Origin of the sequence: Bacteroides sp. CAG:633, assembly GCF_000435115.1 — a bacterium.
Lineage (GTDB): Bacteria > Bacteroidota > Bacteroidia > Bacteroidales > Bacteroidaceae > Bacteroides > Bacteroides ndongoniae.
Genome location: NZ_FR882954.1, coordinates 1 through 1,843, shown reverse-complemented (window position 1 = coordinate 1,843; position 1,843 = coordinate 1). Strand labels below are relative to the sequence as shown.

The window sequence follows — 1,843 nt, the reverse complement described above, 5'->3', positions numbered from 1 at the left end:
AGGAGGTAATGCGTCAGTTTCATGTCGGTGTATCACTTTTCGAGAGCAAAGATACAATTTTTTTATGTCCGACAGGCCACACAGGATGCAGAGTTTCACGGCGTTCCTTTACTACAAAAAGCTTAGATTGTTGCAGTCCATTTGGTCGTGCTGGGTATAATAGAAAAACGGTTTCATTGGTTAATGGTTTAGCAATTTGTCTAATTCCATCTTCAGTTCCAACATATTACTTGGACGTGGCAAGTCTTTGTGCAAAACCTCTCCCTGGGGATTAATCAAAGCATACCGTGGTATTGTCATTCTGATTGCCGATACTGCCCTCTATGCGCCGGGCGATAACTTTACAATCATTGATTACACAATAATAATGAAATGATAAAATTCTAATTTTGCAAGTTTATAAATAGATTGTAATCTATTAGTCAAAAAAGTTAAGGAATTAAGCTACTTAAATATTATATTTCATTGTTTCATTAAACTATCAACTGTCTGTATCAATAAATCGCCTCGCAAATCCTTGGCTATAATGCGACGCTCCTTATCCAGTAAGAAATTGGTCGGGATAGATTTGATATCCAATTGACGCAATAAACGGGTACGGGAACCATTTCGCAATGTCCCTATAACCTGTATAAAAGATTGAGTGTTATCTTCTTGAATGGCTTTCTGCCAATTATCCCGATTGTTGTCCAATGAAACCGCATATATGGCTAATGAATCTCCATACTGAGACAAGGCTTGCTGAATATAAGGAATTTCTTGCCGGCAAGGCTTACACCAGCTGGCCCAAAAGTCAACCAATACATAAGGTTGAGACAAACCTTTGGTACTTATTTCCTGTCCTTCTGCATTTTGAAAAGCCAACTCCATATAAGCACCAGTTTCTTTATTCAATAATTCACACTCACGTTTCTTCCTATTCAGTTCCTTAAAACGATTGGCAACTCTCTGAGCTTCTAAAGATGGACGACGGATTGAATCGGGCGAATACCAGGATTTGAGTCCATAATACCAATCAAACCTCTGAGCGGCTTTTTTAAACATTTCACTCATGTTTGTCGGCTTTGCTCCTTGAAGTCCATATTTAATCATGGCAAAACATTCGTATAGTATTGGGTAATCAGTGGCTTCATCCATCACTTTTTCCAAACGCTCCAGTCGTTTCTTGCTATAAATCTCAATACTATCCAATGATTCTTTTTCTGCCAATTCTTTGCACTTCCTACGGTAATTCTTTTGCTCCTCTCCCAATTCATGCAAAAAATTATTCAGACAGCCTCCTTTTGAAGCCTTTATACAATAACCGTTATATTGCGGTGTTTCTTCATCTACATATAAAGATAAACAAGAATCTTGTTCTATCACGAATGAAACCCTATCTGGACCATTTTTGGAAAAAAACAATCGAGCATCTAATGTACATGGAATGCTTAATTCAAACTCTGCGTGATGTTGTCCTTTAGGAACAAATACTGAATCAAAAAAGGCTTCTTCATTTCCAGAAATCCACCCCTTAAAGCCATAAACGTAAACCCATTGATCCTCACTACAAATGTAATCATCCATAGAAAGGTAAACACGAGCCGATTTATTGACTAAGCTTTTGTCTTTTTTCCCCTTATCGGTAATTATTGTGGTAGAAGAAGTATTCACGCTCCTGGTATAGAAGGGCAATGTACCCATCCATAAAAAAAATAAAAATAGAATCGATGCTTTCATGTTAACTATGTTTTTTAGAGCTTTTAATACCCCAAAATTAACTGTCTGAAAGCACTGGATTTGTGGAATTTTTGTGGAATTTTCAGTTTTCCACAAACTTTTAAGTGTGGAAAAGGTGTGGAAC

At 37.1% G+C, this 1,843-nt stretch carries 2 protein-coding genes; one reads left to right on the top strand and one right to left on the bottom strand.

Annotated features, from left to right (window positions below; genetic code table 11):
* Positions 1–275, top strand: a 275-nt coding sequence (locus QVP67_RS00720; RefSeq protein WP_288179750.1) for a hypothetical protein, incomplete at its 5' end; no start/stop codon positions are given.
* A 187-nt stretch (positions 276–462) separates the two neighbouring features.
* On the opposite strand, the gene QVP67_RS00715 is transcribed toward QVP67_RS00720, so the two are convergent.
* Positions 463–1,843: TlpA family protein disulfide reductase (locus tag QVP67_RS00715; protein ID WP_288179749.1), on the bottom strand; the 1,381-nt coding region annotated here is incomplete at its 5' end.